The sequence below is a fragment of the Dokdonella sp. genome, from assembly GCF_051958935.1.
In the GTDB taxonomy this organism is placed as follows: Bacteria; Pseudomonadota; Gammaproteobacteria; order Xanthomonadales; family Rhodanobacteraceae; genus Dokdonella_A.
Genome location: NZ_JBQCFP010000023.1, coordinates 71541 through 97420, shown reverse-complemented (window position 1 = coordinate 97420; position 25880 = coordinate 71541). Strand labels below are relative to the sequence as shown.

Annotated in this window: 23 protein-coding genes; 11 read left to right on the top strand and 12 right to left on the bottom strand. The window is 67.9% G+C overall.

What is annotated here, in order from left to right; all coding sequences use genetic code 11:
- Nucleotides 1-8: 8 nt before the first annotated feature.
- The 4 genes from ACTHK2_RS02600 (at nt 9) to ACTHK2_RS02585 (ending at nt 5463) form a co-directional block, all read left to right on the top strand.
- Complete coding sequence (locus ACTHK2_RS02600) at nt 9-1034, top strand: quinone-dependent dihydroorotate dehydrogenase (RefSeq protein ID WP_440244166.1); 1026 nt, start codon at nt 9-11, stop codon at nt 1032-1034.
- A complete protein-coding gene (gene murB / locus ACTHK2_RS02595) occupies nt 1031-2086 on the top strand; it encodes a UDP-N-acetylmuramate dehydrogenase (RefSeq protein ID WP_440244130.1) in 1056 nt (351 codons plus the stop codon). The genes ACTHK2_RS02600 and murB overlap by 4 nt, the downstream gene beginning before the upstream one ends.
- 109 nt (nt 2087-2195) lie before the next feature.
- Nucleotides 2196-4031 carry a DUF1800 domain-containing protein gene (locus tag ACTHK2_RS02590; RefSeq protein ID WP_440244129.1) on the top strand — a complete coding sequence of 612 codons (1836 nt, stop codon included), beginning with the start codon at nt 2196-2198 and terminating at the stop codon, nt 4029-4031.
- Between the two features lie 13 nt (nt 4032-4044).
- Nucleotides 4045-5463: a DUF1501 domain-containing protein gene (locus tag ACTHK2_RS02585; RefSeq protein ID WP_440244128.1), complete on the top strand. Its 1419-nt coding sequence runs from the start codon at nt 4045-4047 to the stop codon at nt 5461-5463.
- Nucleotides 5464-5538: 75 nt separating this feature from the next.
- Here the strand turns inward: ACTHK2_RS02585 and ACTHK2_RS02580 are convergent, their stop codons facing one another.
- The 4 genes from ACTHK2_RS02580 to ACTHK2_RS02565 all read right to left on the bottom strand — a co-directional run bounded on the left by ACTHK2_RS02580 (nt 5539) and on the right by ACTHK2_RS02565 (nt 10189).
- The gene (locus tag ACTHK2_RS02580; RefSeq protein ID WP_440244127.1) at nt 5539-6447 is read right to left on the bottom strand and encodes an adenylate/guanylate cyclase domain-containing protein; all 909 of its coding nucleotides are present in this window, start codon (nt 6445-6447) and stop codon (nt 5539-5541) included.
- A gap of 187 nt (nt 6448-6634) precedes the next feature.
- Nucleotides 6635-8956, bottom strand: a complete 2322-nt coding sequence (locus ACTHK2_RS02575; RefSeq protein WP_440244126.1) for a thiamine pyrophosphate-dependent enzyme — start codon at nt 8954-8956, stop codon at nt 6635-6637.
- Between the two features lie 28 nt (nt 8957-8984).
- Complete coding sequence (locus ACTHK2_RS02570; RefSeq protein WP_440244125.1) at nt 8985-9689, bottom strand: glutathione S-transferase family protein; 705 nt, start codon at nt 9687-9689, stop codon at nt 8985-8987.
- Nucleotides 9635-10189 carry a GNAT family N-acetyltransferase gene (locus ACTHK2_RS02565; protein WP_440244124.1) on the bottom strand — a complete coding sequence of 185 codons (555 nt, stop codon included), beginning with the start codon at nt 10187-10189 and terminating at the stop codon, nt 9635-9637. The genes ACTHK2_RS02570 and ACTHK2_RS02565 overlap by 55 nt, the downstream gene beginning before the upstream one ends.
- 71 nt (nt 10190-10260) lie before the next feature.
- Between ACTHK2_RS02565 and ACTHK2_RS02560 the strand changes: the two genes are divergently transcribed.
- Complete coding sequence (locus ACTHK2_RS02560; RefSeq protein ID WP_440244123.1) at nt 10261-10800, top strand: CAP domain-containing protein; 540 nt, start codon at nt 10261-10263, stop codon at nt 10798-10800.
- 1 nt (nt 10801) lies between these two features.
- Here ACTHK2_RS02560 and ACTHK2_RS02555 read toward each other — a convergent pair whose 3' ends face one another.
- Complete coding sequence (locus ACTHK2_RS02555) at nt 10802-11974, bottom strand: acyl-CoA dehydrogenase family protein (RefSeq protein WP_440244122.1); 1173 nt, start codon at nt 11972-11974, stop codon at nt 10802-10804.
- A 114-nt stretch (nt 11975-12088) separates the two neighbouring features.
- Here ACTHK2_RS02555 and ACTHK2_RS02550 point away from each other — a divergent pair, with 114 nt between their 5' ends.
- Nucleotides 12089-12904, top strand: a complete 816-nt coding sequence (locus tag ACTHK2_RS02550) for a polysaccharide deacetylase family protein (RefSeq protein WP_440244121.1) — start codon at nt 12089-12091, stop codon at nt 12902-12904.
- On the opposite strand, the gene ACTHK2_RS02545 is transcribed toward ACTHK2_RS02550, so the two are convergent.
- The 3 genes from ACTHK2_RS02545 to ACTHK2_RS02535 form a co-directional block, all read right to left on the bottom strand.
- The gene (locus ACTHK2_RS02545) at nt 12901-13392 is read right to left on the bottom strand and encodes a hypothetical protein (protein ID WP_440244120.1); all 492 of its coding nucleotides are present in this window, start codon (nt 13390-13392) and stop codon (nt 12901-12903) included. The genes ACTHK2_RS02550 and ACTHK2_RS02545 overlap by 4 nt on opposite strands.
- A complete protein-coding gene (locus ACTHK2_RS02540; protein ID WP_440244119.1) occupies nt 13389-14339 on the bottom strand; it encodes a 5'-nucleotidase in 951 nt (316 codons plus the stop codon). The genes ACTHK2_RS02545 and ACTHK2_RS02540 overlap by 4 nt, the downstream gene beginning before the upstream one ends.
- A gap of 192 nt (nt 14340-14531) precedes the next feature.
- The gene (locus tag ACTHK2_RS02535; protein ID WP_440244118.1) at nt 14532-15155 is read right to left on the bottom strand and encodes a rhomboid family intramembrane serine protease; all 624 of its coding nucleotides are present in this window, start codon (nt 15153-15155) and stop codon (nt 14532-14534) included.
- 82 nt (nt 15156-15237) lie between these two features.
- Here ACTHK2_RS02535 and ACTHK2_RS02530 point away from each other — a divergent pair, with 82 nt between their 5' ends.
- Both ACTHK2_RS02530 and ACTHK2_RS02525 read left to right on the top strand, forming a co-directional pair.
- The gene (locus ACTHK2_RS02530; protein ID WP_440244117.1) at nt 15238-16173 is read left to right on the top strand and encodes a CorA family divalent cation transporter; all 936 of its coding nucleotides are present in this window, start codon (nt 15238-15240) and stop codon (nt 16171-16173) included.
- Nucleotides 16174-16214: 41 nt separating this feature from the next.
- Nucleotides 16215-17099 (top strand): PhzF family phenazine biosynthesis protein, encoded by an 885-nt coding sequence (locus tag ACTHK2_RS02525; RefSeq protein WP_440244116.1) that lies wholly within the window; start codon nt 16215-16217, stop codon nt 17097-17099.
- 298 nt (nt 17100-17397) lie between these two features.
- Here the strand turns inward: ACTHK2_RS02525 and ACTHK2_RS02520 are convergent, their stop codons facing one another.
- The 4 genes from ACTHK2_RS02520 to ACTHK2_RS02505 all read right to left on the bottom strand — a co-directional run bounded on the left by ACTHK2_RS02520 (nt 17398) and on the right by ACTHK2_RS02505 (nt 19540).
- Nucleotides 17398-17607 carry a cold-shock protein gene (locus tag ACTHK2_RS02520; protein WP_131997266.1) on the bottom strand — a complete coding sequence of 70 codons (210 nt, stop codon included), beginning with the start codon at nt 17605-17607 and terminating at the stop codon, nt 17398-17400.
- A gap of 228 nt (nt 17608-17835) precedes the next feature.
- Nucleotides 17836-18021, bottom strand: coding sequence for a 30S ribosomal protein THX (locus tag ACTHK2_RS02515; RefSeq protein WP_440244115.1), 186 nt, complete (start codon nt 18019-18021; stop codon nt 17836-17838).
- 84 nt (nt 18022-18105) lie between these two features.
- Nucleotides 18106-19056, bottom strand: a complete 951-nt coding sequence (locus tag ACTHK2_RS02510) for a cation diffusion facilitator family transporter (RefSeq protein ID WP_440244114.1) — start codon at nt 19054-19056, stop codon at nt 18106-18108.
- A 67-nt stretch (nt 19057-19123) separates the two neighbouring features.
- A complete protein-coding gene (locus ACTHK2_RS02505; protein ID WP_440244113.1) occupies nt 19124-19540 on the bottom strand; it encodes a MerC domain-containing protein in 417 nt (138 codons plus the stop codon).
- 167 nt (nt 19541-19707) lie between these two features.
- On the opposite strand from ACTHK2_RS02505, the gene ACTHK2_RS02500 reads away from it, so the two are divergent.
- The 3 genes from ACTHK2_RS02500 to ACTHK2_RS02490 all read left to right on the top strand — a co-directional run bounded on the left by ACTHK2_RS02500 (nt 19708) and on the right by ACTHK2_RS02490 (nt 25850).
- Nucleotides 19708-21750, top strand: a complete 2043-nt coding sequence (locus ACTHK2_RS02500; RefSeq protein WP_440244112.1) for a TonB-dependent receptor — start codon at nt 19708-19710, stop codon at nt 21748-21750.
- Nucleotides 21751-21866: 116 nt separating this feature from the next.
- Entirely contained in the window at nt 21867-22871 is a 1005-nt protein-coding gene (locus ACTHK2_RS02495; protein ID WP_440244111.1) for a LacI family DNA-binding transcriptional regulator, read from the top strand.
- Nucleotides 22872-22910: 39 nt separating this feature from the next.
- The gene (locus tag ACTHK2_RS02490; RefSeq protein WP_440244110.1) at nt 22911-25850 is read left to right on the top strand and encodes a TonB-dependent receptor; all 2940 of its coding nucleotides are present in this window, start codon (nt 22911-22913) and stop codon (nt 25848-25850) included.
- Nucleotides 25851-25880 lie beyond the last annotated feature (30 nt).

The following is a 25880-nucleotide window of genomic DNA, read 5'->3' as shown; positions in this document are numbered from 1 at the left end:
CCACCGGCGTGTACGCATTCGCCCGCCCGTTCCTGTTCTGCCTCGACGCCGAGCGCGCACACGACCTCGCGCTCGCGGCGATCGAGGCCGCCTGGCGCACCGGCACGAACCCGCTGCTCGCGGGCAAGCCGCGATCGCTGCCGGTCGAGGCGTTCGGCCTGCGCTTCGACAACCCGGTCGGCCTCGCCGCGGGGCTCGACAAGAACGGCGCGCACGTCGATGCGCTCGCCGCGCTCGGCTTCGGCTGCATCGAGGTCGGTACGACGACGCCGCGGCCGCAGGCGGGCAACCCCAAGCCGCGCATGTTCCGCCTGCCCGAGCACGAAGCGGTCATCAACCGCCTCGGCTTCAACAACGGCGGCGTCGACGCGCTGGTGCGCAACGTCGAGCGGGCGCGCTACACCGGCGTGCTCGGCATCAACATCGGGAAGAACAAGGATACGCCGAACGAGCGCGCGATCGACGACTACCTGCACTGCCTCGAGCGTGTGTACCCGCGCGCGAGCTACGTCACCGTGAACATCTCCTCGCCGAACACGCATGGCCTGCGCGACCTGCAGGAGGAGGAAACGCTCAAGCGCTTCATCGGCGCCCTGCGCGAGGCGCAGGAGCGCCTCGGTGCGCAGCACGGGCGGCGCAAGCCGATGCTGCTGAAGATCGCACCGGACCTCGCCGAGGCTGAACTCGATGCGATCGCCGACGTGCTGCGCGCTGCGCGCATCGACGGCGTCATCTGCACCAATACGACGATCGACCGCGGCGCGGTCGCCGGCCACCGCCACGCCGACGAGGCCGGCGGCCTGTCCGGCGCTCCGCTGTTCGCGCGCTCCACCGAGGTGCTGCGCGGCATGCGCGCGCGGCTCGGTGACGCCATCCCGCTGGTCGGGGTCGGCGGCATCCTGCGCGGCGCGGATGCCGCGGCGAAGGTCGCGGCGGGCGCCACGCTCGTCCAGTTCTACACCGGCATGGTCTATCGCGGTCCGGCACTCGTCGGCGAATGCGTCGAGGCGATCCGCCGGGGAAATGGCGCATGAGCGGCCATCCTGTCGGTGCCGCGATCGCCGAAGGCAACGGCTACACGATCGTCGAGAACGCCTCGCTGCACGGGCGCAACACGTTCCACGTCGCGGCACGTGCACGGATGCTCGTCGATGTACGGAAGCCGGCCGCGCTCGGCGAGTTGTTCGGGTATGCGGCGCTCCGCACGCAGCCGCTGCTCGTGCTCGGCGAAGGCAGCAACGTCCTGTTCACGCGCGACTGGCCCGGCGTCGTGCTCGCGATCGCCGCGCATGGCGTGCGCGTGCTCGGCGACGACGGCGGCCGCACGCACGTGCGCGTCGAGGCCGGCGAACCGTGGAACGATTTCGTGCGCTGGTCACTCGCACGCGGCTACGCCGGCCTCGAGAACCTCGTGCTGATCCCCGGCACGGTCGGCGCCGCGCCGATCCAGAACATAGGCGCCTACGGCACCGAGGTGCGCGAGTTCATCGTCGCGGTCGAAGCCTGGGATCGCCACGCCGGACAACTCGTGCGAATCGCCAACGCCGACTGCGCGTTCGGCTACCGCGACTCGGTGTTCAAGCGCGAGCGCGATCGCTACATCGTGACCGCGGTGGAATTCGAACTCGTGCGCGAGCGGCCGCTGCGCCTGGACTATGCCGGCGTGCGCGAGGAACTCGCGGCGATGGGCATCGACGAGCCGCGTGCACCGGCGGTCGCCGAGGCGATCGCGCGCATCCGCACGCGCAAGCTGCCGAACCCGGCCCTGCTCGGCAATGCCGGCAGCTTCTTCAAGAATCCGCTGGTCGAACGCGCCCATGCGGACGCCCTGCGCGAGGCGCATCCGGCACTGCCGGCCTGGCCCGCCGGCGACCGCAGCAAGCTCTCTGCCGCGTGGCTGATCGAGGCCTGCGGCTACAAGGGGCTGCGCGAGGGCGATGCGGCCGTGTCCGACCAGCATGCGCTGGTGCTGGTCAATCGCGGCCATGCGAGTGGCGCCGCGCTCTGGGCATTGGCCGAGCGCGTGCGCGCGGGCGTGCGCGAGCGCTTCGGCGTCGAACTCGAGCCGGAACCGCTCGTCGTCTGAAGCGTGCCGCCCGCGAGCGGGCTGGCCGAAGCGCGCGCGCGATCACACCCGGCCACGCTGCTTCCGGACGACAATCGCCGCACTTCCTCGCGCCTCCGGAGCCGGTTCCATGGCCTCAGCCCCTGCGACTGCCGCGTTCAACACCGCTCGCCGCCGCCTGTTCGACGCCGTGTTCGCCGCGGTCGTCCCGCCGACCGACCCGCGCCTGTCCCGGCGCCGCCCCGGACGCGACGGCCAGTTCGACGAGCTGCCGGCGAGCCCCGATTCGCTCAGCTCGCCACCCGCCGCGGTGCGCTGGCTCACGCGCGCGACCTGCGGCTATTCGACCCTGGACCTCATCGCGTTCAACGCGCTCGGCGGCAACGACGACGCGCGCTGGCAAGCCTGGGTCGACCAGCAGCTGTCGCCCGCCACGATCGACGATGCCGCCTGCGACGCGCGCCTCGCCAGCGCCGGCTTCACGACGCTGGACAAGACGCCCGAGCAGCTGTGGGCCGCGCGCGAGGCGAGCAGCAGCTACTTCCAGCGCATGCTGCCGATCGCCGAAACCGAATGCGCGACGCTGATCCGGCAGATCTACAGCCGCCGCCAGCTGTTCGAAGCGACGGCATCGTTCTGGCACGACCATTTCAGCGTGTTCGGCTGGGACTACGACGGCGGCCCGTTGTTCCCGCCGTTCGACCGCGACGCGATCCGGCCGCACGTGTTCGGCAATTTCCGCGCGATGCTGCAGGCGACCTGCGAATCGGCGGCGATGATGTACATGCTCGACCTCTACACGAGCTACTCGGGCCATCCAAACGAGAACTACGCGCGCGAACTGATGGAGCTGCACACGCTCGGCGCGGAGAACTACGCCGGCATCGTCGACGATCCCGACGACGACCCTTCGCTGCCGACCTACATCGACTGGCAGGGCAAGATCCAGCGCCTGCAATACGTCGACGACGACGTCTACGAGGCGGCGCGCGTGCTCACCGGCTGGACGATCTCGCACAGCACCTGGGAAACGCGCAACGATCCCAACCCCGGCGCCTTCGAGTTCGTGCAGGCGCTGCACGATGCCGGCGTCAAGCGCGTCCTGCACCGCAATTTCTCGGCCGGCGGCGGGCAGAACGACGGCACGTTGCTGTTCGACATGCTCGCGCAGCACCCGGGCACGGCGCATTTCATCGCGGGCAAACTCTGCCGGCGCTTCGTCGGCGACGTCGTGCCGGCGTCGCTCGTCCAGGCCGCGGCCGACCTGTTCCACCAGCAATGGCAGGCGCCCGACCAGATCGCCCAGGTGATCGCCCTGATCCTGCATTCCAACGAGTTCAAGACCAGTTGGGGCACGAAGATGAAGGGCCCCGCACGCAGCGTCGTCAGCGCGCTGCGCGCGACGCTCGCGAACTTCACGCCGGTGCCGGACAACAGTTCCACCTACACGCCGACCGAGGAACTCATCGGGCGCCTGCAGGCCGCGGGCCAGCGTCTGTTCTACTGGCCGGCGCCGAACGGTTATCCGGACACGATCACCGCGTGGTCGAGCACCGGCGCGCTCGGCCTCACGCTGAAGCTGCTGCCGCGCCTGCTCGAGATGCACCAGACCGAGAGTTACAACAATGCCTATCCCTTCATCGTCGACGTGCAGGAGCAGACGCTCAGCGCGTTCCCGAACGCGGCCGATCGTACCGCCGCGAACGTGATCGGCTTCTGGTGCGACCGCATCCTCGGTTACCGGCCGCAGCCGACGTTCGGCGTCGCGCTCGACTTCCTCCGCCAGGAAGCGGCGCCGACCGATCCGCTCGATCTCGTCACGGATTCGATCAGCAACGGCCAGCCGCAGCACACCGGCGTGTGGCACCTGAACCCGCCGAACACGCTGTCCAAGCACTACACGATCGCGCGCCTGCGCGTCGCGATCGGCCTGCTGCTGTGCTCGCCCGAATTCCTGCGTCGCTGAGAGGACGATCGCCATGAATGCATTCAATCGCCGCGACTTCCTCAAGGGATGCTGCGTCAGCGCGCTCGCCGCGGGCCCCGGCAGCCGCGCCCGGGCCTGGTTCGCGCCACCATCCCTGCTGCCGGCGACGGCCACCGAAGACACGCTCGTGGTGGTGTTCCTGCGCGGCGCGATGGACGGCCTCAGCCTGCTGCCGCCCGGCGCGTCGAGTCCCTACCGCGCCGACTACGAAGCCTCGCGCACCGACACGCGCGTGCCCCTGTCGGGCACCGGCGCCGCGCTCGCGCTCGCCAACTCGACCTGGGCGCTGCATCCGCGCGCGAGCGGCCTGCACGCGCTCTACCAGGCCGGCCACGCCGCGTTCGTCGTCGCCGCGGGCCAGGTGCAACCGAACCCGGTCGTGCGCAGCCACTTCGAGGCGCAGTCCAACCTCGAGTTCGGCGTCGGTGGGGGCGGCGGCAGCGGCATCGGCTGGATGACCCGCCATCTCGTCAGCGGTGGCTTGCCCGCGAACGTGCCGCTGCCCGCGGTATCGATGGGCAGCATCACCGCCAACAGCCTGCTCGGCAGCAGCGATGCGATCACGATGAACAGCGGCTCGGACTTCCGCCTCGACACGTTCCATTGGTCCTGGCAGGACGACGATGCCGCGAGCGGACGCATCGGCGCGGTCAGCCGCATGAATGCGTTGTGGAACAGCAGCGCGACCCAGCTCGAACGCGCCGGCATGGAGGCGCTCGACTCGCTCGCCCTGCTGCGTCCGATCGACTTCGGCCTGTACGACGCGACGAACAACCCGGACGGCTACCAGCCGACCGGCGGCGCCAACTACACGCTCGCCAACAACGGCGGCTTCGGCACGCAGCTGCGCAACGTCGCGCAGATGATCAAGCTCAACCTCGGGCTGCGCGCGGTCACGATCGATCTCGGCAACTGGGACACGCACGTCGGCCAGGGCAACCCGACGCAGAGCTACGACTGGTTCGGCAACCAGGTCGAAAGCCTGTCGCAGGGGCTGTCGGCGTTCTACACCGACCTTTCGACCGCGGCATCAGGCAACCTCATGAACCGCGTCAGCGTGATCGTGGTCAGCGAGTTCGGCCGGCGCGTGCTCGAAAACTCCGACGGCGGCACCGACCATGGTTACGGCAACGTGATCACCGTGCTCGGCGGCGCGGTGAACGGCGCGCAGGTCTACGGCACGTTCCCCGGCCTCGGCAGTGGCGAACTGTTCGAGGGCAACGACGTCGCGGTGACGACCGATTACCGCCAGGTGATTTCCGAGGCGCTGATCCGCCGCATGGGCAACCCGAACATCTACTACGCGTTCCCGGGCTACTCCGGTTACGCGCCGCTCGGCATCTTCCAGGGCAGCGACCTGCCGCCGACGGGGTTCGACCAGATCTTCAGGAACGGGTTCGAGGCTGCCTGAGGGCGAGTCCGCGCGGGCCGGCGCACGTCACCCGCACGCGCGAGCACCCGCGCGTGCTCCCGACTGCGCGGCCGCTCACTCGCCTCCGCATTGGAACCAGATCAGGTCCGCGTCGTCGAGCTGGTGGGCCTGACCGAGGCTGATCGAACCGCCGCGGCGCAGGTGCGTCTCGTCGCGATGCACGAACAGTTCGTCGTCGTCGCCGATCCTGAGCCAGCTGCCATTGGTCGAACGGTCGGCGAGCATGAAGTAACCGCGCTTCCACTCGATCAATGCATGGTTGCGCGAGACCCACTCGGTTTCGACGACGAGGCTGCTGGCCGGATCGCGGCCGATCGAGAAGGGCGTGCCTTCGTCGAGCTCGAACACCTGGCTCTTGAAGCGCAGGGTGAGGCGCGGGCGATCGGACGGCGTCGCGTCGATCGGCGTCATCACGCGCTGCACCGTCGTCACATGCGCGAGATCTTCCTGCCAGAGCACGTCCACGATCTCGATCGGCGCCTGCTTGCCGAGCACCCAGGCGCTGCCAAGGGGGCGCACGCGAAGGCCGGTCGTGTTGCTCACGCCTTCGACCGTGCTTGCGGTCGCGACGATCTGGTCGCGCCGCGCGAGGCTCTTGTCCGCCATGCGCGCCGCCGTGTTGACGGCGTCGCCGAAGACGTCACCGTTTTCGACCAGGGTGTCGCCGTGATGCAAGCCGATGCGGATCGCTAGATTGTCGAGATGGAATTCCGGATCGGACTTGATGCGCCGATGCATGTCGGTCGCCGCGAGGAGCCCATTCAGGGGACCGGGGAACGTGCACATGATCTCGTCGCCGATCGTCTTGACGACGCGGCCGCCGTGGCGCGCCGACACTTCGGCGAGCGCGAGCAGCACGTTCGCGACGATGCGCCGCGCCGCTTCGTCGCCACGCGTCTCGAACAGCCGCGTGCTGCCGGAGACGTCGGCGAAAAGGATCGTGAGGGGACGGCGCTCGGTCATCGCGGAAATCATAACGAATCCGTGCGCAGTCGGCATGACCGCTGCAGGCGCGCGGTCGACTGCAGAATGCTGCAAAGTCGTCGCGCGCCACCCGCGGGCCTGCGAAGCTGAATGAGCCGACCGGCGATAACGCTGCAATGGCCGCTTTTGCAGACCGGCGGAGCGCGCGCGCTTCCTCCCGGCCGTGCTATCGGGCGAGTTCGCGCGCCGCCGCCACGATGTCCGCATCGGACGGCAGCACGAGGAACGCGGCGCCCGCGAGCGGCGTGTAGGTATCCGCGCCGACGACGCGACGGAGCGGTTTCGCGCCCTCCCCGGCCTCGACGATCGCGGTGATCACGCCCTCGCCGACGCCGGCCGAATGGCGACCTTCGTCGACCACGAGGATGCGCTTCGCACCCTTGGCCTGTTCGCCGATGAACGCTTCGTTGAGCGGCACGAGCCAGCGCAAGTCGACCGTGCGCACGTTCCAGCCGAGTGCCTTCTCGATCTCGCGCGCGGCGCGCAGGCTCATCGGCACGCCGTTGCCGTAGGTGAAGATCACGAGATCGGAGGGCTGAGGGTCGCGGTCTGCGGGCGGCGCGGCGCCATTGGCGCTTTCGTAGATGCGGCCTTCGCCGAGAGGCATGGCCTGATCGGGCGACGGATACGATGTCAGCCATTGGCCGTCGCCGGGCTCGTAGAGGTCCTTGGTCATGTACAGGGCGATCGGCTCGAGGAACACGCTGACGCGGCCGTCGACCTTCGCCAGCGCGGCGAGCGTGCGCAGCATCGTCGCGGCGTCGTCGCCGCGCGAAGGACAACCCACGACGAGGCCCGGGATGTCGCGCAGCGCGGCGATCGAATTGTCGTTGTGGAAATGCCCGCCGAAGCCACGCTGGTAGCCGAGGCCCGCGATGCGCACGAGCATCGGGTTCTTGTACTGGTTGTTGGAGAAGAACTGCAGCGACGCCGCCTCGCCGCGGATCTGGTCGCAGGCATTGTGGAAGTACGCGAGGTACTGGATCTCGGGCACCGGCAGCATGCCCATGTTGGCGTAGCCCTGCGCGAGGCCGAGGATCATCGTCTCGTCGAGCAGCGTGTTGAACACGCGGGCATTCTTGAACGCCTTGTGCAGGCCCTTGGTCACCGTGTACACGCCGCCCTTCTGCGCGACGTCCTCGCCGAAGAGCAGCGTTTCCGGATACTTGCAGAAGAGGTCGTGCAGCGCGTTGTTGATCTGGATGGCGAGGTGGCGCGGCGCGAGCTTTTCGGGCAGCTTGTCCTCGCCGCCGAAGACGGCGAGGCGCTTGTCGGCGTAGTCGGCGCGCGCCGCTTCCGCGGCGACCTCGTCCGGGCTGTAGGGCGCGAGCGGCGCGATCACGTCCTCGAGCTTGTCGAGCTTGGGACGGCGATCCGCCTCTTCGGCGGCGGCGAAGCACTTGCGGCGGATGTCTTCGTACTTCGCGATCAGGGATTCCTTCGTGTACAGGCCCGATTCCAGCGCGATCGCCGCGCTGCGCAGCAGCGGGTCGGTCGCCTCGACCGCGACCAGTTCCTCGATGCTGCGCCATTCGATCTCGAAGTCGGTGCCCGCGTGGCCCATGATGCGCGTCGTGCGCAGGTGCAGGAAGGTCGGCCGGCGCGTCGTGCGGCAGTGGTAGACCGCGCGCGCGACCTGCTCGTAGCCTGCGGCAAGGTCGAGGCCGTCGGCGTAGAAGTAGTCGAGGCCGTCGCGATTGCGGAACGCATTGCCGATCCAACCGCCCGGCGTCTTCACCGAGATGCCGATGCCATTGTCCTCGCAGACGAACAACACCGGTGCGGGCAGCTTCTGGTACGCGGTCCATTGCGCCGCGTTGAACGCGGTCTGCGCGGTCGCATGGTTCGACGACGCGTCGCCGAACGAGCAGATCGCGATCGAATCGTCGGGGATCGGCAGCGCGTGGCCGATGCGGCGCGCCTGTTCGATCGCGACCGCGGTGCCGAGCGCCTTCGGCAGGTGCGACGCAATCGTCGATGTCTGCGGCAATACCCACAGCGGCTTGCTGCCCCAGACCTTGTGGCGACCACCCGAGGCCGGGTCGTCCTTGCTCGCCGCGAACGACAGCGCCGAATCCATGATCGGATCGAGCCTTCTGCCATCAGTCCCCGGCAGCTTGCGGAAGCGCTCGGCCATCAGCGCGCCGCTGCGATAGTGCAGGAATGCAGGGTCGGTATGCCGCGTGAGGCGCGCGACCATCGCGTTGCCTTCGTGGCCGGACGAGCCGATCGTGTAGAACACCTTGTTCTTCACTCGCAGCACGCGCGCCATGAGGTCGAGGTGGCGCGAGACGAGCTGCGATTCGAACAGCTCGATGAAGTCATGCGCGGTGCACAGGCTGCCGGGCAACACGGGCTCGTCGGCGCGCGGCGCAGGGCGCGGCGTGCCGCTCCATTCCTGCACGTATTCGGCGAAGTTCTGGTCGCAGACCTCGGCGCGGTTGACGTTCTTGTGGCGGGCGGGAATGGGATTGGGGATCGCGTTCATGGCGTCGGAATCCGGAAGGGGCGCGGGATCAGAGGGAGCGCGCGATGCGTTCTGCGTTTTCGGCCGCGATCGGCGGCATCGGCACGAAGCCTGGCTGCGCTTCGATCCGTGCGAGCCACGCGCGCAATGCCGGGTACGCGGCGAGCGCGATGCCGCCGTCTTCCGCGCAATGGGTGTACGCGTACAGCGCGATGTCCGCGATGCCATAGCCGGTCGCGCCGAACCAGGCGTGCGCGCAAAGATGTTTCTCCATCACCGCGAGTGCCTGGTGGCCGCGCTCGCGCAAGCGTGGCAGGTCGGCGCGGCGTTCGGAGTCGAGCGGCGTCCAGCCGCAGATGAAGCGCGCGACGGCCACGTAAGGTTCGTGGCTGTACTGCTCGAAGAACATCCACGACAGCGTCTGTGCGCGCTGCCAGCTGTCGCCCGAAAAATACGGCGTGCCTTCGGCGAGCCAGTAGAGGATCGCGTTCGACTCGACCAGGATGCGGCCGTCGCCGGTCTCGAGCATCGGCACGCGGCCGTTCGGGTTCTTGGCGAGGTACTCGGGCGTGCGCGTCGCGCCGTGCGCACTATCCGTTTCGATCCAGCGGTAATCGCGGCCTTCGACGCGATCCAAGTGGCCGAGCAGCATGCGCAGCTTGTGGCAGTTTCCTGACGGTGAATAGCCGTGGATGGTGATCACGGGCGTGCTCCGTTGCGTCGTGCAAGCCAGTCTTCGCGCGACTGGCCCCATATGTCGATGCGGACGTCCTCGTGTGGCGGCGGCAGCCGGCCGGGACCGCGATTGACCGAGCCGAGGCGGCGCGCGACCGCCTGCGAGGCGATGTTTTCCGGCGCGATCGAATGAATGACTTCGCTCCAGCCGAGGTTGGCGAACGCCCAGTCGATCGCTGCGGTCGCCGCTTCGGTCGCGTAGCCCTGGCCCCACGCGGACGGGTGGAACGCCCACCCGACCTCGGTACCGGGCCAGCCTTCCGGTTGCCATGGACCGGCCTGGCCGACCCAGCGGCCGCTCGCCTTCTCGACCACCGAGAACATCGCGTAGCCCTGCAGCATCCAGGCGCCAGGCATCTGCAGGAACTTGCGCCACGCGGGCGCGCGCAGCAGCACGCCGCCGATGTGGCGCGCGGCGTCCTCGTTCGCATGCATCTCGGCGTACGCGTCGAAATCCTCGATGCGCGGCAACCGCAGGACGAGGCGTTCGGTTTCGACGATCGGAGCGGTATCGTTCATGTAGGCTGCGGTATCAGGTAACTGGATCGAACAGGAATGCCGCCATGCATGTTTCAGGATCGTCCGGACTCGTGGTCTTGTTACTCGTCGCCGATCCGGCACATGCGACATTCCTCGACTGCCTGTACTTCGACGGGTTCGACGGCGAATCCGCCACAGCACGCGCGGAATGGAAGGGGAACCTGCAGGTGCACAACTGCGCCCGGCGCACCGTCGTCCCCCCAGCCAACCCACCGCTCCCGCTGCTGCGCTGGTCGACCTCGCTCGCACAGACCGCGCAGGGCTGGGCGAACCAGTGCGTCTGGCAGCACAGCGGCACGCCCGGGCTCGGCGAAAACCTCTACGCCTCGGCGCCATGGGGCGCGGCGCAGACGCCGGCGGCCACGAGCTGGGCCGCCGAGGCTGCGTACTACAACTATGCAGCCAACACCTGCGCCTCGGGCCAGCAATGCGGCCACTACACGCAAGTCGTCTGGCGCAGCACGAGCCAGGTCGGCTGCGCGATTCGCAACTGCAGTACCGGTTCGCCGTCCGGCGCGCAGTTCCCCAATTGGACCATCGTCGTCTGCAACTACAGCCCTCCCGGCAACAACGGCCAACGCCCCTACTGAATCAGAACGCGTTGATGCCCGTGACTTCGCGGCCGACCACGAGCTGGTGCACCGTTTCGGTGCCTTCGTAGGTGATGACGGACTCGAGGTTCAGCGCGTGGCGGATCGGGCAGTGCTCGGTCGTGATGCCGGCGCCGCCGAGGATGTCGCGGCATTCGCGGGCGATGTCGATCGCCATGCGCACGTTGTTCCACTTCGCGAGCGACACCTGGGTCGGCTGCATCACGCCCTGGTCCTTGAGGCGGCCGAGCTGCAGCGACAGGAGCTGCGCGAGCGTGATCCGGCGCGCCATGTCGGCGAGCTTGATCTGCACGGCCTGCGTCGCGGCGATCGGGCGCTGGAACAGCGTGCGGTTCTTCGCGTACTCGGTCGTTTCGGAGAAGCATGCGATCGCCGCGCCGATCGGTCCCCAGGTGATGCCGTAGCGCGCCTGCGTGAGGCAGCCGAGCGGGCCCTTGAGACCCTTGACGTTCGGCAGGCGGTTCGCTTCCGGCACGCGCACGTTGTCGAAGAAGAGCGCGCTCGTCACCGACGCGCGCAGGCTCATCTTCTTGTGCACTTCCTGCGCGGTGAAGCCGGGCATGCCTTTCTCGACGATGAAGCCCTGGATCCCTTCGTCGGTCTGCGCCCACGCGATCGCGATGTGCGCGAGGTTGCCGTTGGTGATCCACATCTTGGCGCCGTTGAGGATCCAGTCCGCGCCGTCCTTCTTCGCGTTCGTCTTCATGTTGGCGGGATCGGAACCGCCATGCGGTTCGGTCAGGCCGAAGCAGCCGATCACCTTGCCCGCCGCCATGTCGGGCAGCCAGCGCTTGCGCTGCTCCTCGCTGCCATAGGCGTAGATCGGATACATGCACAGCGAACTCTGCACCGAGGCGAAGCTGCGGATGCCGGAGTCGCCGCGCTCGAGTTCCTGGCAGACGAGGCCGTAGCTGACGCCGTTCATGCCCGCGCAGCCGTATTCGACCGGCAGCGAGGAACCGAGCAGGCCGAGTTCGGCCATCTCGGGAATCAGCTCGGTCGGGAAGCGTCCCTTGTCGAAGCAGTCGCCGATGATCGGCAGCACGCGCTCGTCGGTGAAGCGCGCGACGGTGTCCTGCACCATGCGCTCTTCGTCGGACAGCATCGAACGGATGTCGTAGAGGTCGGTCGGGTTAAGCGGGGTGGCGGGCATGGCTCGGGTCCGGGCGCGGGCAAAGCGCGATAGTGTAGCGGCCCGCCGCCTGCCCGGCCATGCGTCCGCGCCGTTTCGTGCCGCATACTCGGGCACCCGACCCACGTTGCCACCATGCGCGTTCCCGTCCTCGCCTACCACTCCAACAACGTCGCCGGAAACGATTACGCGAGCAACGACCACGTCGCACTGGCGGCGGACCTGCGCCTGATCGCGCGTCTGGGCCTGCGCATCGTTCCGCTCGCCCGGGTGGTCGAGGTGCTGCTCGGCGAAGCACCACCGCACACGGTCGAGCGGGCCATAGCCCTCAGTTTCGACGATGGCTCGTGGTTCGACTGGCACGACATCGACCATCCAACCTGGGGACCGCAACGCGGTTTCGCCGGCGTGCTGCGCGATTTCGCCGCGGAAACCGGCGCCGCGGTGCACGCGACGAGCTTCGTGATCGTCTCGCCGGAGGCACGCGCGACGCTCGACCGCACCTGCCTCGCGGGCCGCGGCTGGTGGGATGACGCCTGGTGGCGTCCCGCGCAGGAGGAAGGCCTGATCGCCCTGGAAAGCCACAGCTGGGATCACAACCACCACACCCTGGCCGTCACCGCACAGCAGGCGGGGCGCAAAGGAACGTTCCGCTCGATCGACACCCTTGCGGACGCGGACGCGCAGATCCGGCGCGCCGCCGACTGGCTCGACCGCCATCTCGCCCCGCATCGCACGACGCTGTTCGCCTATCCGTACGGCGAATCAAACGACTACCTCGTGCGCGACTACCTGCCGCGACACGGCGCGGAACATCGCGTGCGCGCTGCTTTCGGCACCGACCCCGCGCCGGTCGAGCGATCGTCCCCGCGCTGGAACCTGCCGCGCTACGTCTGCGGCGCGCATTGGTCCTCGCCCGCGGAGCTCGAGCGCCTGCTCGTATCGGGCTAGAACGGGCCGATCGCGTGCGCCTGCGCGACGAGTCGGGCGCGCTCCGCCTCGTCGAGCTCGCGCGTCCAATGCACGAGCAGGTGCCGATGGCCGGTGCGCTCGAACCCCGCCGCAAGATCCACGCGTTCGGCGAGCGCATCGCCGCAGTAGCCGAAGATCGCCTTGTGCGTCGGCGCGAAATGCCGCACGGCCCATTCGAGCGTGATGCGGTAAAGCCCGCCGCCGGCGCGGATGGCTTCGCGCAGCACTGGCGTCATGCGCCGCATCGCACGGCGATCGACGCAGGCACCGCCGCCGAGCAGGAGATCGCCGAGCGGCGTGAAATGCACGTAGCAGACGGGCGTCGCGGCGCCGTCGGCCGCGCGTTCGAACGCGATCACGTGATGCGGGATGGCCGGCGGTTCGTCGCCGAAGTGACGCCGGAACAACTCGCGCGCCTGGAACCCGCCATCGGCGACCTCGCGGATGTCGAGCGCGGCTGCTCTCACGGCTCCGACCGCTCGCGGCGCGGCACGTGCCCGGTGGCGACGTGGCGTCGCGCGGACTCGACGTTGGCGACCGAATCGTCGAAAAAGATGTCCGCGCCGAAGGCTTCGAGGAACGGCCCCTTCGCCCGCCCGCCGAGGAACAGTGCTTCATCGATGCGTACGCCCCAATCGCGCAACGTGAGGATCACGCGCTTGTGCGCCGGTGCGGAGCGCGCGGTGACCAGCGCGGTACGGATCGGCGAATCCTCGCTCGGGAATGCCTGCTGCAGGCGGTGCAAGGCGTCGAGGAACCCGCGGAACGGGCCGCCCGACAGCGGTTCGAGCGCGCGCTCGGTCTCGTGGCGATGGAACGCATCGATGCCGGCGCTTTCGCTCACCCGCTCCGACTCGTCGCCGAACAGTACCGCGTCGCCGTCGAAGGCGATGCGCAACTGGTCCGACTGGCGCTGCGGCGCCTTCGAGGGCAGGATCGTCGCAGCCGCGATGCCGGCGCGCAGCGCCTGCGCCACGCTGTCGGGATTGGCCGACAGGAACAGGTCAGCGCCGAACGCGTGCACGTACGGTGACGTCGGCGCACCGCGCGTGAAGGCCGCGCGCGCGATGTCGAGGCCATAGTGCTCGATCGAGTTGAAGATGCGCAGGCCGGTATCGGCCGAATTGCGCGACAGCAGGATCACTTCAACGCGCGGCACATCCGGGTCGGCGCGATTGAGGTGGAGCAACTTCTGCACGAGCGGAAACGCGATGCCGGGCGCGAGCAGCTCGTCCTCGCGCGCGATCTGGTAGCGCGCGAACGCGTCGACACCTTCGCGTTCGAACAGCTCGTGGCTGTCGCCGAGGTCGAACAGCGCGCGCGAGGAGATCGCAACGATGAGGCTGCCGGCGGCTGCGGTCGCGGCGCGCGCGTCGGCGTCGCGATCGGGTGTGGCCGTGCGCGGCCGATTCATGGTTACGCGCCGTCCGGCGCGGGGATGCCGGCCGGGCGCGTGGATGCGCGGGCGCCGGCCCCCCTGCCGCAGCCTGCGTCGATCACGCTCGCAGTGCGCCCGCTACGGCATCCCGCCTTGCAGTTCATGTCCGGCTCCATCAATGGACGTGTGCCGATTGTCGGCATCCGATCCCCGCTTGCAAGCGCCTGCTCACATCAGCGACGGATGCAGGAGCTGCGCAAAGAAGGCGCCGAGCAGGCGCGGTTCCACCAGCACCGTCGCGACGACGCCGTATACGGCGCCCCACAGGTGCGCGCTGTGGTTGATGTTGTCGCTGCGCTGGCGATCCATGTAGATCGTGTAAGCGATATAGGCGACCGCATACAGGATCGCCGGCACCGGCAGCACGAACACGTAGATCGTCGTCCACGGGCGGCAGAGGATGAACGCGAACAGCACCGCCGAAACGGCACCGGACGCGCCGAGGCTGCGATAGCCCGAATCGTTGCGATGCTGCTGCCAGCTCGGCAGCGACGACACGACGAGGCCGCCGACGTAGAACAGCAGGTAACCGATCGCCCCCGTCTGCTGCGTGTAGAACCGCTCCATGGGCGCGCCGAAGAAATACAGCGTAATCATGTTGAACAACAGGTGCGGCGGATCGGCGTGGATCAGGCCGCAGGTCGCGAGCCGCCAGTATTCCTTTCCGCGCGTGATCGCGGGCGGCCACAGGATCAGCCGGTCGAGCAGCCGCGGGTTGGAGAACGCCATGAACGACACGACGCAGGTGACGGCGATGATCGCGACGTTGACGACGGCGGTGGCGATGGGCATGCGGCGGCTCGACGGCGGACGGGAGTGAACGATATATGATGCGCGCGCCGCCGCGAACAAGCGCGCGAGTGGAAGCGACCGCATGCTGACCTGCCACGTCTCCACCACCTCGCCGACCCCAGCGGAAGCCGCGGGCCGGGAAGGCACCTGGTTCGACCTCGTCGGCGACGACGTGGGCGAACGCGCCCGGGTCGAGCGCGCCACCGGCCTGCACCTGCCCGACCGCGAGCACCTCGGCGGCATCGAACTCTCCAACCGCGTGGGCATCGCCGACGACGCGCTCCGCCTGGGCATCCCGTATTTCAGTGCCGACGACGACGCCGCACCGAGCCCGGTCGGCATCGTGCTGACCCCGCGACACCTGGTTTCGCTGCGCTATGCGCCCTCGCCCGCGTTCGATCTCGCCGCCGAACGCGTGCGCGCGTCGGTGCCGGGCACGAGCACCGACGCGTTCGTCGTCCTCGTCCAGTCCATCATTGGACGCACCGCCGACGGCATGGAGGCCGTCGCGGCCGAAGGCGGCAGCCTGTCGGCGCGCATCTTCGGCGACGGACGGCGCCGAACCAGCCTGCTGCGCGCGATGCTCGCCGAGATCGGCCGCGTCGAAGCGCGCCTCACGCGCATGCGCCTGTCCGCGACGGGCCTCCTGCGCATCGTGCTCGCGCTGCGGGAGGCGCCGCCGGCGTGGATCCCCAAGCCCGCGCTCGCGCGCCTGCATGCAGCGCAGAAGGACCTCGACGTATTGTGCGAGTTCGACGGGCAGCTCACCGACAAGCTGCAGTTCCTGCTCGATGCCGTGCTCGGGTTCATCAACATCGACCAGAACGACGTGATCAAGATCCTCACCGTCGCCTCGGTCGTGTCGATTCCGCCGGTGATTCTCGCCGGCATCTGGGGCATGAACTTCGACCACATGCCCGAACTCCACGCGCCGCATGCGTATCCGCTCGCGCTGCTCGCGATCGCGCTGAGCATCGTGCTGCCGCTGCTCTGGTTCAAGCGGCGCAACTGGATGTAGCGGCGGTATGATCGCCGGCCCTGCCGCAACGCCGCCGACGCATGCCGCCGATCTCGCGCTACCTGCAATTGGACGTGTTCCCGGCGACGCCGGGGGGTGGCAACCCGCTCGGCGTCGTGCTCGACGCGGCCGGCTGGAGCGATGCGCAGATGCAGCGCTTCGCCGGGTGGACCGAGCTCGTCGAAACCACCTTCGTGCTGCCGCCGACGACGCCGCACGCGAGTTATCGGCTGCGCATCTTCACTCCCACCAGGGAAATCCCGTTCGCAGGGCACCCCACGGTGGGTAGCGCCCACGCGGTGCTCGAATGCGGCATCGCGCGCGCGGTGGACGGCCGGCTCGTGCAGGAATGCGGCGCCGGCCTGCTGCCGATCCGGGTCGAAGAAGAGGGTTCGAACCGGCGGCTGTTCGTGCGCGCGCCCGCGGCCAACGTCCTTCGCGCGAGAGGCGAGGACGAACCGCTGTTGCGCTCGGTGCTCGACGGTACCCGTCCCGGCGCGCTGCCACCCGCGTTCGTCGAAGGCGGCCGGCGCTGGTGGGTCGCCGAATTCGCCGACGAAGCTGCGGTGCGCGGCTGGCAGCCCGATCACGCGGCGATCGCGCGCCTCGCACAGGCGAGCGACAGCCTCGGCTTGTGCGTGTTCGCGCGTTGCGGCGGCGACGCGTACGATCTGGTCGTGCGCGCATTTCCCGCGGGCGTCGGCATCGTCGAGGACCCGGCGTCCGGCGCGGCGAACGGGCTCGTCGCCGCATGGATCGCCCAACGCGAACCGGACGGTCCACTCGCCCGCGGCTATCGCGTCAGCCAGGGGCGCGAGATGGGTCGCGACGCTTCGCTGCTGATACACATCGAAGACGCGGAGGTCTGGGTCGGGGGGAACACGGCGACGGTCGTCGCAGGCGAGGTGCGCTGGCCTTCGCGCTGATCGCGCGTTCGCGCGCATGCGCAAGGTTGACCTTGGCCGACTTGGCCCGCGCGCGCGGCGCATCACGGCCGCAATCCGGCCCGGGTGGCTGCGCAAGGCTTCTTTCGTACGTTCGCGGCGCTGTCGCGTGGCTCCGCTCGCCCCGCGAGTGTGAAAGAAGCGTTGCGCGAGCATTCGCCCGACCGAGGCGGAATGTTCCGCATGGTGGGCCGAGGCCGACCCTGCACCAAAAAAAAAAAAAAGACCCCGGATGTTTCCATCCGGGGCCTTCTAAATCATGCTGGATACCGGCGTGGGATCAGATCACCTGGACCTGGTCGGCCTGCATGCCCTTCTGGCCCTGCACGGCGACGAAGCTCACGCGCTGGCCTTCTTGCAGCGACTTGAAACCGGTGCCCATGATCGCGCGGAAATGCACGAACAGGTCCGGGCCGCTCTCCGGGGTAATGAAACCGAAACCCTTGGCATCATTGAACCACTTGACGGTACCGGTTTGACGATTCGACATCTGAAACTCCTGAAAACACGTTGAACATCGCGAGCGCGGAACATTCCGCGACGAGACTGGGTTGCCGGGAGCTAGCGAGGCGAAACGATGAGCGGATCGTCTGAGGATCAAGCTGCATCAAAGGCCACGATTCACAGTGACCCTAGCAAACACAGTGCGGCCGACTATACCTGCATTCGTTTGCGAATGCTAATTCCATGTAAAGACCCCGTTCGCCAGGGTCTCGATTCAGCCTGCCGCCTTCTTGGCCGGGGCTTTCTTGGCCGGAGCGGCGGCCTTCTTGACCGCGGGCTTCGCCGTCTTGGTGGCCGGCTTGGCCACACCGGCGGCCTTCTTGGCCGAATGCGGACGCACGTTGCCGTAGCTGCGGATGCCGATCTTGCCCTTGCGGGTCTTGCGGTCGCCCTTGCCCATGATGACTCCTGTAACGATTCGGTAAGCGGGCGCGCAGGATAGCAGCCCGCGACCGCGGCGCAAGCGCGCCGCCGCCGCGCTCGATCAGGACCGGGCGCCGCCGCAGGGACCGCCGGCGCAATCGGCCGACTCGACCTGCACCGTCGCGTGGACGATGCCGAAGCGCTCGCGCAGCAGGCGCTGCGCCGTGCCGATGGCGCGGTCGGTGTCGGCCCCCGGTTCGACGCGTGCGTGCAGGGTCGCCACCGCGCGCCCGCCGGACAGTTCCCACAGGTGCACGTGGTGTACGTCGACGATGCCGATGCCTGATTCCTGCAGCACGGTCGCGACGTTGGTCGAATCGAATCCGGTGGGTGCGCCTTCGAGCAGGATGTGGCCGGAGCGGCGCAGCAACTTCCACGCGTTGCCGAGGATGAGGACGGACACCAGCACCGAGATCGCCGGGTCCGCCCAGTTCCACCCAAGCCAGCGGATCAGCAGGGCCGCCGCGACCGCGCCGAGCGAACCGAGCAGGTCGCCGAGCACATGCAGGCGCGCACTCGCGGTATTGATGTCGTCGTGGTCGTGGTCGTGCAGCACGCGCAGGACGAGCGCGTTCACGAGCAGGCCACCGATCGCGACGACGAGCATCGTGCCGGAGAGGATCATCGTCGGCTGCAGCAGGCGGCCCGCCGCTTCGGCGATGATCCAGGCGACGAGCACGAATTGGGCGAGCGCATTGGTATATCCCACCAGTACTTCCAGCCGCGCATAACCGAAGCTGCGGCGTGCGTCTGGCGGCCGCTGCGCGAAGCGCGCGCCGAGCCAGGCGAACAGCAGCGCGAGCGCATCGACGAGCATGTGGCCCGCATCGGCGAGCAACGCGAGCGAGCCGGACAGCCAGCCGCCGGCGGCCTCGCCGACGAGCGTGCAGGCGGTCAGCGCGAACGCGATCAGCAATCGCCGCTCGCGTTTGCTGGCCGACGCGTGCACGTCGTCACGATCGTGGCCGTGATCGGCGTGCGCGTGATGCGCGTGATCGTGCGAATGGCTCATGACGACAGCGACGGTCCCATCGTCGCGATGCTAGGCGCCGCGGCGGCGGTTACACAATCACCGGCGCTCAATGCCCGCACGCCGCATCGTGCACGTGGCCATGCGCGAGGCGCAGGTTGGTCAGGTGCGAGAGCGCGACGAGCATGCCGCCCAAGCTGACGAACAGCGCATGCACGAGCGGAGCCCCGTCGATGTCGATGACGATGCCAGCGACCAGCAACAGGACGCCGGGAACGAGAAACCCGAACGCGCGCAGGCGCCGGTGGCGACGGAATCCGAACGCGAGCGAGACCAGCGCGAGCGCGCTCGCGAACGCGATGAAGCCGCGTTCGAAGGAGTGATCGGCGAGAAAGCCGAGCCCCAGCGCCGGCAGCACCGCGAGCAGCAACGGCAGCGCAGCGCAGTGCAGCGCGCAGACGAACGACGCCGTCGCGCCGAAACGGTCGGCGTAGCGCGCGAAACGCGTGGCAATGCGTCGTTCCAATCCAGTTCCTCTCGCAAGGCTATATCGTAACGCCGTATGCGAAGGCGTGGCGGCGGCGAGAGGCAGTTTCAATGGTCCATTCATCTACGGGCATGACTTTCGGCGGAGGCCGGTGTGATATTGTTATTATATAACATACTCACTAGCCCGCCCGAGGAAATTCCGCAATGCCGATCCACCGTCTCGCCCTGGCGATCTGTGCCGGCCTGGTGCTGTCCACGCCATCCACGCACGCTGCACCCGCCGCCCCCGCGGATGGAGCCGCGGACACCGGCAAGGACGCCGCCACGCCGCCCGACGCCGAACTCGGCGGTGCCAAGCCGAAGGTCGATCGCGAGACCCTGCCGACCGTCGTCGTCAATGCACTGCCCGGTGCGCAGAGGGCGGATCAGGTCGTCGCACCGGTGAGCGTGCTGTCCGGCGCGGAACTCGACGACGCCCGTGCCGGCACGATCGGCCAGACCGTATCGAACGTGCCCGGCGTGCAGTCGACCTCGTTCGGCCAAGGCGTCGGCCGGCCGGTGATCCGCGGCTTCGACGGTCCTCGCGTATCCGTGCTCAGTAATGGCCTCGGTTCGGAAGACGTGTCGAACGTGAGCCAGGACCACGCGGTCACGGTCGAACCTTTCCTCGCCGACCAGATCGAGATCCTCAAGGGGCCCGCCACCCTGCTCTACGGCTCCGGCGCGATCGGCGGCATCGTCAACGTGGTCGACGGCCGCATTCCGACCGCGATCCCTCCCGACGGCGTCAGCGGCCGCGTGCAGGTCGGTTACGACAGCGTGTCGGACGGCCGCTCCGAGGTGTTCCGCGTCGACGCGGGTGGCAACGGCTTCGCGCTGCACGCGGACGGCCTCGACCGGCGCGACCACGACTACGACGTACCCGGCGCGACGCTGCCGAACAGCTATGTGCACACGAATGCCGGTGCGATCGGCGGCTCGGCCATCGGCGACTGGGGTCATCTCGGCGTTTCCGTTTCGCGCTATCTCGACACCTACGGCAATCCGGCCGAACCCGGTGATGCCGCAACCGGCGAGGCGCCCGTGCACCTGCAGATGGCGCAGACGCGCTACGACCTCGAGGGCGCGATCAACGCGCCGTTCACCGGCATCGACAAACTCGAGTTCGACCTCGGCCACACCGACTACCAGCACGTCGAATTCGAGGGTGATGTCCCGGGCACGACCTTCAGCAACGACGCCGACGAAGGCCGCCTGCTGCTGACGCATGCTCCACTCGCGAGTTGGTCCGGCGCGTTCGGCGTGCAGGCATTCCGGCGCGACTTCGCCGCGGTCGGCGACGAAACCTTCGTCCCACCGACATCGACGCGCGGGCTGGGCGTGTTCATGACCGAGCGCCGCGACTTGGGTGCACTCGGCGTCGAACTTGGCGCGCGCGTCGATCGCCAGGGCAGCACGCCGGAGGGCGCCAGCGAGCGCGACTTCCATCCGGTCAGCCTGTCGGCAGGGTTCGCCTGGCGCATCGACGATGCCTGGCATCTCAGCTTCAATCTCGATCGCGCACAGCGCGCGCCGGCCGAGGAGGAACTGTTCGCGAATGGTCCACACGACGCCTCCGCGACATTCGAGGTCGGCAACCCCACGCTGCACGTGGAAACCGCGAACCAGGCCGAACTCGGCCTGCACTGGCACGGTGAGCGCGTCGAGGCGAAAGTCGCCGTCTATGCGAATCGCTACGACGACTTCATCTATCTCGCCGACACCGGCCTCGTCGAGGACGACCTGCCCGTGCGCGACTGGTCGCAGGCGAACGCGCGTTTCCGTGGCGGCGAAGCCGAAGCGACCGTCCATCTGGCCAAGAACGCGAGCGGCGATTACGACCTGCGCGTCTGGGGCGACACCGTGCGCGCGACACTGGAAAACGGCGGCAATCTGCCGCGCATCCCGGCCGCTCGCGTCGGCAGCGAGTTGTCATGGCGCAACGACCGCTGGCGCACGAGCGTCGGCGCGACGCGCTACTTCGCGCAGGACGATACGGCGGTCTTCGAAACCTCGACGGACGGCTTCACGCTCGTCAACGCGCATGTCGCCTTCAGCTTCTTCGCCGATGACCGCAGCAGCTGGGAAGTGTTCCTCGACGGCAACAATCTCGCGAACCAGACCGCACGCCTCTCGACGTCGCTGATCAAGGATGCCGCGCCGTTGCCTGGGCGCAACGTCTCGATCGGCGTCCGCGGCTTGTTCTGACGCCGCCGACGCCGACGCGGTGCGGCGTGTGGCGTCCGGCTGTGCTGCTGTGACGCAGCATGACAATTCCGTTAAGCGCTCGCATGATGTAAACGTTTACATCACCCGACGCATACATGGCCGTAACCATCAAGGACGTCGCGAAGGCAGCAGGCGTGTCCGTGGCAGCGGTGTCGCGCGCCCTCAACGGGCGCGACAACGTCACCGACCAGACCCGGCATCGCATCCTCGACGTAGCGGCCAAGCTGCGCTATCGCCCGAACGACGCGGCGCGCAGTCTCATCACCCGGCGCACGCGCACGATCGGCGCGGTGCTGCCGGATCTCCATGGCGAGTTCTTCTCCGAACTCATCCGCGGCATCGACGTCGCCGCACGGGCGCAAGGCCTGCACCTGCTCGTGTCGAGTTCGCACGGCGATGCCGACGAGGCGACCGCGGCGATCCGCTCGATGCAGGGCCGCGTCGACGGCCTGCTCGTGATGTCGCCGCACGTCGACGCCTCGTTCCTGCACGAGAGCTTGCCGGAGGCGTTGCCGGCAGTGCTCATGAACGCACCGCACGAGCATTCGCGCTTCCCGACGCTCAACCTTGACAACCATGGCGGCGCCGCCGCGATGACGCGCCACCTGCTCGGCCGCGGCCACCGGCGCATCGCGATGATCGCGGGCCCCGTCGGCAACCTCGACGCCGACGAACGGCGCCGCGGCTGGCTCGACGCGCTCGAAGAGGCGTCGCTCGCGCGCGATGCGCTGCTGCTCGAGGGGGATTTCTCCGAGGAATCCGGCCATGCGGCCGGCAAGCATGTCGCCGGGCTCGCGCAACGGCCCGACGCGCTGTTCGCCGCCAACGACATGATGGCGGTCGGCTGCCTCATCGCGCTCGCCGAAAGCGGGCTGCGCGTCCCCGACGACATCGCGCTGGCGGGTTTCGACGACGTGCCGATCGCGCGCTACGTGACGCCGCAGCTCACCACCGTGCGCGTGCGCGTCGCCGACCTCGGCCGCGCCGCGTTCACGCGCCTCATTGCCGAGTTGGAAACGCCGGGAGCGTTCCCGGCGCGAAGCGAAGTATTGCCCTGCGAAATCGTCGTGCGCGCCTCCTGCGGGGCCGCCCGATCCTAGCCACCGAACCATCATCGCCAGCGTGCCGGGGAGAGAGCCATGCGTACATCGATGCTGAAGAGGAAGTTGCTCGCGACGATGATCGCGAGCACCGTCGTCGCCGCGAGCGCGTTGCCCACGCTCGCGTGGGCGCAGACCGCCGACGCGAACCTGCGCGGCAAGGCGCCGGCGAACAGCGAGATCACCGCGACGAACGTTGCGACCGGAACGACGCGCCATACCAAGGCCACCGCCGATGGCAACTATTCGCTGCTCGGCCTGCCGCCCGGCACCTATCGCGTCGATGCCGGGCCCGGCACCGAAAGAACGGCGACCCTGACGGTTTCATCCACGGCGACGCTCGACCTCGCCCCCGAGGCAGGGGTGGCGCCGCAAGCGACCGTACTCGAAGGTGTGACGGTGACGGCGCCATCGCTGGTGGAGGTGAAGACCTCGGAAATCGGCACCAACATATCGACCAGGCAAATCGAGGCGTTGCCGCAGAACTCGCGCAACTTCCTCGCCTTCGCCGACATCGTCCCGGGTGTCCAGTTCGTCACCAAGAGCGATGGCTCGACCCAACTCAAGAGCGGCGCGCAGAACTCCAACGGCGTGAACGTCTACATCGACGGCGTCGGGCAAAAGAACTACGTGCTAAAAGGCGGCGTCAGCGGCCAGGATTCGACGCGCGGCAATCCGTTTCCGCAATCGGCGATCGCCGAATACAAGGTGATCTCGTCGAACTACAAGGCGGAGTTCGACCAGATCAGCAGCGCCGCGATAACCGCGGTGACCAAATCAGGCACCAACGAGTTCCATGGCGATGTCTTCATGGACTACAGCGACCAGGATCTGCGCTCCGCCACGCCATCCGAACAGCGCGACCACAAGAAGACGCCCACGATCGACAAGCAGTACGGCGCGAGTTTCGGCGGCCCGATCGTGCAGGACCTGCTGCACTTCTTCGTGGCGTACGAGGCGAAGGACATCCTCGCGCCGAAAGAAGTCAAGATCGGGGAGAACGTGCCGATCAGTGCCTTGCCTCCCGATCTCGCGAGCCAGGTCGGCACGACGAATGCGCCGTTCAACGAGGACCTTTATTTCGGCAAGCTGACCTGGACGCCCGGCACCCAGCATCTTTTCGAACTCACAGGCAAGTATCGCAAGGAAACGGACATCGGCGGCGTCGGAGATGGGCCCAATACGGCTTCCTTCGGCAGCCGGAAGACCAACGACGAGACGCGCGTCGACCTTCGCTATCAATTCAACGCCGACACCTGGCTCAACGACGCCCATCTCACCTACGAGGACCAGTCGTGGAACCCAAAAGCGATCAACAACGCACCCGGCTATCGTTTGATCACTCCTGACCGGAGGACGATCCTCAATACGGGCGGCGGCCCGGATTTCCAGGACAAGGGACAAAGCGGCTATTCGTTCCAGGACGACTTCACCTACACCGGCTTCACGTTCGCCGGCTCGCACGTGATGAAGGCGGGCATCAAGTACAAGAAGATCGACGTCAATTCGTTCGAGCAGGAGCCGTACAACCCGCAATACTTCTACGACATCCAGGAAAGCCTCACGGTTCCGATCCGCGTCGAATTCGGCCAGCTCGTTCCGGGCGCCGGGGACCTCAACGTCAAGTCGGGCAATCGGCAGTTCGGCCTCTATCTGCAGGACGACTGGGACGTCACCGAAAAGCTGCAATTGAACCTCGGGTTGCGCTGGGACTACGAGGAAACGCCGAGCTACCTCGACTACGTGACCCCGGCACCGCTCGTCGCCGCCCTGCATGGCTGGCAGAACATCCAGCGCACGGATTACAACATCGACGATTACATCAGCAATGGGCACAACCGCGACGCGTTCAAGGACGCCTGGCAACCGCGTCTCGGGTTCTCCTACGATCTCGACGGCGACGAACAGCACGTGATCTTCGGCGGCGCCGGGCGCGCGTACGACCGCAACCTGTTCGACTACCTCGCACTCGAGCAATCGAGCGCGATATTCCCGAGCTACGGTTTCGACTTCAATACGCATGACCACCCGTGCGAGGTCGGCAATGGAACGTGCCTGGATTGGAACCCTTCCTATTTCGACCCCGCCAACCTCGCCGCGCTCGTGGCCGCCAACCCGAATCTCGGCGGCGAACTCAACCTGATCAACAACAACCTGAAGACGCCGTATTCCGACCAGTTCAGCATCGGCATGCGCAACGCCTTCGGGGACTGGAGGTCGTCGGCGACGATCGTGCACATCGAAAGCCACGACGGCATCGTGTTCACGCTCGGCAACCGCTATCCGGACGGCGGCTTCCGCGGCATTCCGGGAGCGACCTGGGGCAGTCAGCCCTGGGACTACGGCGTCCCGGGCTACGGCCGCCTGATCCTCGCCGACAACGGCATCGAGACGCGCCTGAACTCGCTGCTGCTGTCGCTCGAAAAGCCTTACCCACGCGACTCGGGCTGGGGCGTGACATTCGCCTACACCTTCAGCGATGCGCGCGAAAACCGGCCGAACGCCGGCGATGGTGACGAGCACTACGTGTTCGACTATCCCAACGTCGACCAGGTCGGCTGGCACCGCTCGGTCGGCGTCGCCCGTCACCGCCTCGTCATGACCGGCATTCTCGACGGCCCCTGGGGAGTGACTTACTCGGCGAAGGCGACGGTCGCGAGCCCGGAAACACTCGACGCGACGAACTGCCATGACACGCCCGACTTCGACCACTGCTATTTCGATCCGTTCACCCCGGACAAGACGGTCGGGTTCAAGCAACTCGACCTTGCGGCATCCAAGGAATGGAACCTCGACGACAAAGTGGTCCTCCACTTGCGCGTCGATGTACTGAACGTGCTCAACGCGCGCAACTGGACCGACTACGATACCTGGCGCGGCGGACCCACCGACACGAACCCGAACTTCGGCACGGTCAACGGCCTCGGCGTGGAGTTCCCCACGCGCACGATCAAGGTATCGGGAAGGGTCAGTTTCTGAACAACGGGGCCGCCGCCCTTCGCGGCGGCC

Excerpts from the sequence above, each read along its gene's own strand:
- murB (WP_440244130.1), top strand. The coding sequence starts at position 1,031 with ATGAGCGGCCATCCTGTCGGTGCCGCGATCGCCGAAGGCAACGGCTAC.
- ACTHK2_RS02590 (WP_440244129.1), top strand. The coding sequence starts at position 2,196 with ATGGCCTCAGCCCCTGCGACTGCCGCGTTCAACACCGCTCGCCGCCGC.
- ACTHK2_RS02585 (WP_440244128.1), top strand. The coding sequence starts at position 4,045 with ATGAATGCATTCAATCGCCGCGACTTCCTCAAGGGATGCTGCGTCAGC.
- ACTHK2_RS02580 (WP_440244127.1), bottom strand. The coding sequence starts at position 6,447 with ATGACCGAGCGCCGTCCCCTCACGATCCTTTTCGCCGACGTCTCCGGC.
- ACTHK2_RS02575 (WP_440244126.1), bottom strand. The coding sequence starts at position 8,956 with ATGAACGCGATCCCCAATCCCATTCCCGCCCGCCACAAGAACGTCAAC.
- ACTHK2_RS02570 (WP_440244125.1), bottom strand. The coding sequence starts at position 9,689 with ATGGGGCCAGTCGCGCGAAGACTGGCTTGCACGACGCAACGGAGCACG.
- ACTHK2_RS02565 (WP_440244124.1), bottom strand. The coding sequence starts at position 10,189 with ATGAACGATACCGCTCCGATCGTCGAAACCGAACGCCTCGTCCTGCGG.
- ACTHK2_RS02555 (WP_440244122.1), bottom strand. The coding sequence starts at position 11,974 with ATGCCCGCCACCCCGCTTAACCCGACCGACCTCTACGACATCCGTTCG.
- ACTHK2_RS02550 (WP_440244121.1), top strand. The coding sequence starts at position 12,089 with ATGCGCGTTCCCGTCCTCGCCTACCACTCCAACAACGTCGCCGGAAAC.
- ACTHK2_RS02540 (WP_440244119.1), bottom strand. The coding sequence starts at position 14,339 with ATGAATCGGCCGCGCACGGCCACACCCGATCGCGACGCCGACGCGCGC.
- ACTHK2_RS02535 (WP_440244118.1), bottom strand. The coding sequence starts at position 15,155 with ATGCCCATCGCCACCGCCGTCGTCAACGTCGCGATCATCGCCGTCACC.
- ACTHK2_RS02530 (WP_440244117.1), top strand. The coding sequence starts at position 15,238 with ATGCTGACCTGCCACGTCTCCACCACCTCGCCGACCCCAGCGGAAGCC.
- ACTHK2_RS02525 (WP_440244116.1), top strand. The coding sequence starts at position 16,215 with ATGCCGCCGATCTCGCGCTACCTGCAATTGGACGTGTTCCCGGCGACG.
- ACTHK2_RS02520 (WP_131997266.1), bottom strand. The coding sequence starts at position 17,607 with ATGTCGAATCGTCAAACCGGTACCGTCAAGTGGTTCAATGATGCCAAG.
- ACTHK2_RS02515 (WP_440244115.1), bottom strand. The coding sequence starts at position 18,021 with ATGGGCAAGGGCGACCGCAAGACCCGCAAGGGCAAGATCGGCATCCGC.
- ACTHK2_RS02510 (WP_440244114.1), bottom strand. The coding sequence starts at position 19,056 with ATGAGCCATTCGCACGATCACGCGCATCACGCGCACGCCGATCACGGC.
- ACTHK2_RS02500 (WP_440244112.1), top strand. The coding sequence starts at position 19,708 with ATGCCGATCCACCGTCTCGCCCTGGCGATCTGTGCCGGCCTGGTGCTG.
- ACTHK2_RS02495 (WP_440244111.1), top strand. The coding sequence starts at position 21,867 with ATGGCCGTAACCATCAAGGACGTCGCGAAGGCAGCAGGCGTGTCCGTG.
- ACTHK2_RS02490 (WP_440244110.1), top strand. The coding sequence starts at position 22,911 with ATGCGTACATCGATGCTGAAGAGGAAGTTGCTCGCGACGATGATCGCG.